The sequence below is a fragment of the Pseudomonas sp. MWU15-20650 genome (assembly GCF_023242475.1).
In the GTDB taxonomy this organism is placed as follows: domain Bacteria; phylum Pseudomonadota; class Gammaproteobacteria; order Pseudomonadales; family Pseudomonadaceae; genus Aquipseudomonas.
In genome coordinates this window covers 1-6,796 of sequence record NZ_JALJFG010000066.1, presented here as the reverse complement: position 1 = coordinate 6,796, position 6,796 = coordinate 1, and the positions used below count along the sequence as shown (strand labels likewise).

5 protein-coding genes are annotated in these 6,796 nt (G+C 59.9%); 4 read left to right on the top strand and 1 reads right to left on the bottom strand.

Features of this window, described 5'->3' with window-relative positions; genetic code table 11:
• Positions 1-464: 464 nt before the first annotated feature.
• Positions 465-3,311 (top strand): valine--tRNA ligase, encoded by a 2,847-nt coding sequence (locus tag M5B43_RS26995; protein WP_248752926.1) that lies wholly within the window; start codon positions 465-467, stop codon positions 3,309-3,311.
• Positions 3,312-3,524: 213 nt separating this feature from the next.
• Complete coding sequence (rlmF, locus tag M5B43_RS26990) at positions 3,525-4,544, top strand: 23S rRNA (adenine(1618)-N(6))-methyltransferase RlmF (protein ID WP_248752925.1); 1,020 nt, start codon at positions 3,525-3,527, stop codon at positions 4,542-4,544.
• Between the two features lie 77 nt (positions 4,545-4,621).
• Here the strand turns inward: rlmF and M5B43_RS26985 are convergent, their stop codons facing one another.
• Positions 4,622-4,903 (bottom strand): HU family DNA-binding protein, encoded by a 282-nt coding sequence (locus tag M5B43_RS26985; RefSeq protein ID WP_005785131.1) that lies wholly within the window; start codon positions 4,901-4,903, stop codon positions 4,622-4,624.
• Between the two features lie 395 nt (positions 4,904-5,298).
• On the opposite strand from M5B43_RS26985, the gene yejK reads away from it, so the two are divergent.
• Positions 5,299-6,303 (top strand): nucleoid-associated protein YejK, encoded by a 1,005-nt coding sequence (gene yejK / locus M5B43_RS26980; protein WP_248752924.1) that lies wholly within the window; start codon positions 5,299-5,301, stop codon positions 6,301-6,303.
• Positions 6,303-6,665 carry a glutaredoxin family protein gene (locus M5B43_RS26975; RefSeq protein ID WP_248752923.1) on the top strand — a complete coding sequence of 121 codons (363 nt, stop codon included), beginning with the start codon at positions 6,303-6,305 and terminating at the stop codon, positions 6,663-6,665. Before yejK ends, M5B43_RS26975 begins: the two co-directional genes overlap by 1 nt.
• The last annotated feature ends 131 nt before the right edge of the window (positions 6,666-6,796 follow it).

The following is a 6,796-nucleotide window of genomic DNA, read 5'->3' as shown; positions in this document are numbered from 1 at the left end:
CAGATTTTGCGTTCGACGGTGATTGTGTAGAGACCTATGGACATCAGGGAACATAGGTATCTACACAACTTTTGAAGGCTGTCATATTCCCCGGTGGCGAGCGGGCTTGTCCCGCGTTGGGTTGCGCAGCAGCCCCAAAAGCTGTCTCTGCGGAGTATCGGCTACACCGCATTCGTCCTTCTTTGGGGGCGCTGCGCGCCCCAACGCGGGGCAAGCCCGCTCGCCACAACAAGCCCGCTCGCCACAGGTTCAGCGCTGCCCCCCCCGAGTTGTGTAGATACCTATGCCCCGATGACGGCGCGCCAGCCGAGGCTTGCATTGCCTGACCCACCGCTATCGGGAGCAAGCCCCTCTCACATTTGGTTGCATACACCTTAAGCCCTGTCTTCGCCTCGCCCTGCGCCCTATCCCCCGTTATACTTGCCGGCTTTCCTGAATAAATGCCAACTAGGGTCCCGCCGCGCATGGATAAGACCTACCAGCCGCACGCTATTGAAACTTCCTGGTACGAGACCTGGGAGTCCGAGAATTATTTCGCTCCGCAAGGCGCGGGTGATTCCTACACCATCATGATTCCGCCACCGAACGTCACTGGCAGCCTGCACATGGGCCATGGCTTCAACAATGCGATCATGGATGCGTTGATCCGTTTCCGCCGCATGCAGGGCCGCAACACCTTGTGGCAACCGGGCACCGACCACGCCGGTATCGCCACCCAGATGCTGGTGGAACGCCAACTCGAAGCCACCGGCCAGAACCGTCACGACCTGGGTCGCGAGAAATTCCTGGAAAAGATCTGGGAATGGAAGGACCAGTCCGGCGGCAATATCAGCCGTCAGATCCGTCGCCTCGGTTCATCCGTCGACTGGAGTCGCGAGCGCTTCACCATGGACGACGGCCTGTCGGAATCGGTGAAGGAAGCCTTCGTACGCCTGCATGAAGACGGCCTGATCTACCGCGGCAAGCGCCTGGTCAACTGGGACACCAAGTTGCACACGGCGATTTCCGACCTCGAAGTGGAAAACCACGACGAGAAAGGCTTCCTGTGGAACCTCAAGTACCCGTTGGCCGACGGTGCCAAGACCGCTGAAGGCAACGCTTACCTGATCGTCGCCACCACCCGTCCGGAAACCATGCTCGGCGACGCCGCCGTGGCGGTTAACCCGAACGATGAGCGCTATCAGGCCCTGATCGGCAAGTTCGTGGAACTGCCGCTGGTGGGTCGCCGCATCCCGATCATCGCGGACGACTACTGCGACCCTGAATTCGGCACCGGCTGCGTGAAGATCACCCCGGCCCACGATTTCAACGACTATGAAGTCGGCAAGCGCCACAACCTGCCGCTGCTGAACATCTTCGACAAGAACGCCGCCGTACTGTCGGCCTGCCAGGTGTTCAACCTCGACGGCACGCTGAACGAGAGCATCGACGGCAAGATCCCGGCCGAATACGCCGGCCTCGACCGTTTTGAAGCGCGCAAGCAGATCGTTGCCGCCTTCGACGCTGCCGGCTTGCTGGTGAGCGTCGACGACCACGCCCTGAAAGTGCCCAAAGGCGACCGCTCCGGTACCGTCATCGAGCCTTGGCTGACCGACCAGTGGTACGTGTCCACCAAGCCGCTGGCCGAGCCCGCGATTGCTGCGGTGGAAGATGGCCGTATCCAGTTCGTGCCCAAGCAGTACGAAAACATGTACTTCTCGTGGATGCGTGACATCCAGGATTGGTGCATCAGCCGTCAACTGTGGTGGGGCCACCGCATTCCGGCCTGGTACGACGAGTCGGGCAAGGTGTATGTAGGCCGCGATGAGGCTGAAGTGCGTGCCAAGCACAACCTCGGTGCGGACATCGCCCTGCAACAGGACAACGACGTACTCGACACCTGGTTCAGTTCGGGCCTGTGGACCTTCTCCACCCTGGGCTGGCCGCAGCAGACCGAGTTCCTGAAAAAATTCCACTCCACCGACGTGCTGGTCACCGGCTTCGACATCATTTTCTTCTGGGTTGCCCGGATGATCATGCTCACCATGCACCTGGTGAAGAACGAGGATGGCACGCCACAGGTTCCGTTCAAGACCGTGTACGTGCACGGCCTGGTGCGTGATGGCCAGGGCCAGAAGATGTCCAAGTCCAAGGGCAACGTCCTGGACCCACTGGACATCATCGACGGCATCGACCTGGAAACCCTGGTGCAGAAACGCACCTCGGGCCTGATGCAGCCGAAACTGGCGAAGAAGATCGAGAAGCAGACCCGCGACGAGTTCGCGGACGGCATCGCCAGCTACGGCACCGATGCCCTGCGCTTTACCTTCTGCTCGCTGGCCTCCACCGGTCGCGACATCAAGTTCGACATGGGCCGCGTCGAAGGCTATCGCAACTTCTGCAACAAGATCTGGAACGCCGCGCGCTACGTGCTGGATAAAGGCGAAGACTGTGGCCAGAACGGCGAAGCCTATGAGCTGAGCCTGGCGGATCGCTGGATCATCTCGCAGCTGCAACGCACCGAAGCCGAAGTGACCCGCCAGCTCGACCAGTTCCGCTTCGACCTGGCCGCACAGGCCTTGTACGAGTTCATCTGGAACCAGTATTGCGACTGGTACCTGGAACTGTCCAAGCCGGTACTGTGGGACGAAAACGCGCCGGTCGAACGCCAGCGCGGCACCCGTCGCACCCTGGTACGCGTGTTGGAAGTGGCGCTGCGCCTGGCGCACCCGTTCATGCCGTTCATCACCGAAGAAATCTGGCAGCGCCTGGCGCCGCTGGCCGGTATCGAAGGCAAGACCATCATGCTGCAACCTTGGCCAGTGGCCAACGAAGCGCGCATCGATGAGGCGGCCGAAAGCGATATCGAATGGCTCAAGACCCTGATGCTCGGCACGCGTAACATTCGCGCCGAGATGAACATCGGTCCAGGCAAGCCGCTGGCCGTGTTCGTGAAGAACGCCAGTGCCGAAGACCAGCGTCGTCTCACCGAGAACGATGCGCTGCTCAAGAAGCTGGCGAAGCTGGAGTCGATCACCGTATTGGCTGCCGATGCCGAAGCACCGTTGTCTGCCACTGCGTTGGTGGGCGACATGGAAGTGCTGGTGCCGATGGCCGGGCTGATCGACAAGGGCGCCGAACTGGCCCGTCTCGACAAGGAAATCGCACGCCTGCAAGGCGAAGTGCAGCGAGTGGGCGGCAAACTGTCCAACGCAGCGTTCGTTGACAAGGCGCCGGCTGAAGTGATCGAGAAAGAACGCGCCAAGTTGGCCGAGGCTGAACAGGCCTTGGGCAAGCTGGCGGAGCAACATGCACGGATTTCCAGCCTGTAAGGCTTGATTCGCGTGAAAAAAGAGACCTTCGGGTCTCTTTTTTTTACATGCGGCGCCTCAACGTGGGAGCGGGCTTGCCCCGATAGCGGTGTGTCAGCGACCTAGAACTGGCTGATCCACTGCAATCGGGAGCAAGCCCCCTCCCACATTTGACCGAGTTGCCCTCAGGATGTGTGACAATGCCTACCACTTTGAGCCCACACCAGAATCATCATGACCGCCCCCACTACGCCCAAACCTTCGCGCAAGAAGCCTAAGACCGCCGCCACGGCCAAACCTGTCGTGCCGCGCAAAGAGGCCACGCTGCATCCGCGCAACCGCCACACAGGCCGCTACGACTTCCCGGCGCTGATCAAGACCACGCCGGAACTGGCCCAATTCGTGATCATCAACCCCTATGGCAAAGAGAGCATCGACTTTGCCAGCCCGGACGCGGTGCGGGTGTTCAACCGGGCGCTGTTGAAGGCTTTTTATGGCATCCAGCATTGGGATATCCCAGCCGACTACCTGTGCCCGCCGGTGCCGGGGCGTGCCGATTACGTGCACTTCCTCGCCGACCTGCTGGCCAGCGTCAACGACGGCAAGATCCCGCGCGGCTCAATCGTCAAGGTGCTGGACATCGGCATGGGCGCCAACTGCGTCTACCCGCTGATTGGCTATATGGAGTACCGCTGGAACTTCCTGGGCTCGGAAGTCGACCCTATCGCTGTCGCCGCCGCCAAGGCCATCGTGCAGTCCAACGACCTGAGCAAGGTCATCCAGCTGCGCCAGCAAACCAATCCCAAGCAGATCCTGCTGGGGCTGCTGGAGCCTGGCGAACGCTTTGACCTGACCATGTGCAACCCGCCGTTCCATGCGTCGATGGACGAAGCGACCAAGGGCAGCGAACGCAAATGGCGCGCCTTGGGCAAGGCCGACCCCAAGCGCAAGTTGCCGGTACTGAACTTCGGTGGCCAATCGGCCGAGTTGTGGTGTGAAGGCGGCGAAGCCCGCTTTGTAACGCAACTGATCGCCGAAAGTGCGCATTTTGCCCACAAGGTGTTGTGGTTCAGCACCCTGGTGTCAAAAGCGTCAAACTTGCCCGCGATCGAGACCGCGCTTAAAAAAGCCGGCGTGCTGGAAAGCCAGGTGGTGGAGATGTCCCAAGGGCAGAAACAAAGCCGGTTCGTTGCCTGGACCTTCCAGACCAAGAACGAACAGCAGATCTGGCGCCAGCGCTGGGTCCGCGACTAGCCCTTTACCCCAGTAAAACTGCAGGCAACAAAAAACCGTGCCCGGATCGCTCCGGAGCACGGTTTTTTTATTGCGTCTTACTTGTTAACAGCGTCGGTCAGGCCTTTAGCCACAACCAGCTTGATAACTTTCTTGGCAGCGATTTCGATGGCAGCGCCAGTCGAAGGGTTACGGCCAGTACGGGCAGGACGCTCGGTCACTTTCAGTTTGCCGATACCTGGCAGAGTGATTTCGCCGCCATTTTCCAGCTGATCAGCAACGATCTGGCCCAGTTGGTCCAGAGCAGCGCGCGCGGTGGTTTTTGGCGCGTCGATAGCTTCAGCGATATCAGCGATCAGTTGGTCTTTAGTCAAAGCCATTGTGGTGTTCCTTCCCTATCAAATTCATATGGATTGCAGAGTGCAGTGTCAGCCGTCGAGCCCGACCGTCTAGGTCTGGCACCCCGGCTATAACCTCGGAGATCGGGGTTATAGATGCTTGAAACGGGGATTGGTTCGACCTGACAAATGCTGAATGCACGCTTAACGCCGAGACTTGGCGTAAGACGGGGCAAAACTAGCACAGAGACGGGGAAATATCCGCCTCAACATACCCATTTGGTCAGCTTTATCGCTCTAAACCGTGAAAAAAAGGCATATACCCCGTCAGCGGACCTCCAAAACACCCTTCGTAGCACGTCTTGACCAACGGGTGCGGTACACTGGGCGACTTTTCGGGGAGGCCAACCGCTCCCCTTCAACCAGCCGAGAAGCCTATGCCGATCCGTCATTGCATCGTCCACCTGATCGACAAAAAACCCGACGGCACACCCGCAGTTCTCCATGCCCGCGACACCGAGCTGTCCGAGTCGGCCGCCATCGAGAACATGCTTGCCGACCTCAACGAGAGCTACAACGCCAAACAAGGCAAGGCGTGGGGTTTCTTCCATGCCGAGTCCGGCGCGCACCCGTTCAGCGGCTGGTTGAAGGAGTACTTTGAGGGTGGCCAGGATTTCACCACCTTCAGCCGTACCGCCGTCGAGCACCTGCAAAAACTGATGGAGGAGTCCAACCTCTCCACCGGTGGCCATGTGTTGTTTGCCCACTACCAACAAGGCATGACCGACTACCTGGCCATCGCCCTGCTGCACCACAGCGAGGGCGTGGCGGTCACCGATGAGCTGGACGTGACCCCCTCGCGCCACCTGGACCTGGGCCAATTGCACCTGGCGGCGCGGATCAACGTCTCCGAGTGGCAGAACAACAAGCAGTCCAAGCAATACATCTCCTTTATCAAGGGCAAGAATGGCAAGAAAGTCTCGGAGTACTTCCGCGACTTTATCGGCTGCCAGGAAGGCGTCGACGGCCCGGGCGAGACCCGCACCTTGCTCAAGGCGTTCAGCGACTTCGTCGAAAGCGAAGACCTGCCCGACGAGTCCGCCCGTGAGAAAACCAAGACCCTGGTGGACTACGCCAGCAGCCAGGCCAAGCTCGGCGAGCCGATGGGCCTGGAAGAACTGTCGGGCTTGATCGATGAAGATCGGCCAAAGGCGTTCTACGACCATATCCGCAACAAGGATTACGGCCTGTCGCCGGAAATTCCCGCCGACAAACGCACGCTCAACCAGTTCCGCCGCTTCACCGGGCGCGCCGAGGGCTTGTCCATCAGCTTTGAAGCGCACCTGCTGGGCGACAAGATCGAATACGACGAAGCGGCCGGCACCTTGATCATCAAGGGCCTGCCGACCCAACTGACCGACCAGCTCAAGCGCCGTAACTGATGCTTGGCGGGGTCCTCAAGAAAGTCCTGTTGGTGTTGCTGGTGGTCGTGGTGATCCAGAACTGGGGCAAGATCGAGCGGCTGTTCAACCCCTCACAAGTGGTATCGGAGCAGGTACGCGCTTCAGCGCGCGTAGTGCTCTATTCCACCGAGTGGTGCGGCTACTGCAAGCAGACCCGACGCTTTCTGGACCAGAAAGGCATTCCGTACCAGGCGCTGGATATCGAGAAAGATGCCCAGGCGCGCAAAGCGTATGAGACGCTCGGGGGCGGCGGGATTCCGTTTGTGGACGTCAATGGCACGCTGATTCGCGATTACAACCCGGATGCGATCATGGCGGCCCTGAAACAACCCAAGCAGTAAACCACCACAGGTCAGATGTGGCCCCAATGCCAGTCAGTTAAGCGCTAGAACGAGCAACCGGTAACCCGTGGCTAGCAGGCTTGTTGTGGCGAGCGGGCTTGTCCCGCGTTGGGGCGCGTAGCGCCCCCAAA

What these genes read in the sequence shown, in the direction of transcription:
- rlmF (WP_248752925.1), top strand. Translation starts at nt 3,525, where the DNA reads ATGACCGCCCCCACTACGCCCAAACCTTCGCGCAAGAAGCCTAAGACC.
- yejK (WP_248752924.1), top strand. Translation starts at nt 5,299, where the DNA reads ATGCCGATCCGTCATTGCATCGTCCACCTGATCGACAAAAAACCCGAC.
- M5B43_RS26975 (WP_248752923.1), top strand. Translation starts at nt 6,303, where the DNA reads ATGCTTGGCGGGGTCCTCAAGAAAGTCCTGTTGGTGTTGCTGGTGGTC.
- M5B43_RS26985 (WP_005785131.1), bottom strand. Translation starts at nt 4,903, where the DNA reads ATGGCTTTGACTAAAGACCAACTGATCGCTGATATCGCTGAAGCTATC.
- M5B43_RS26995 (WP_248752926.1), top strand. Translation starts at nt 465, where the DNA reads ATGGATAAGACCTACCAGCCGCACGCTATTGAAACTTCCTGGTACGAG.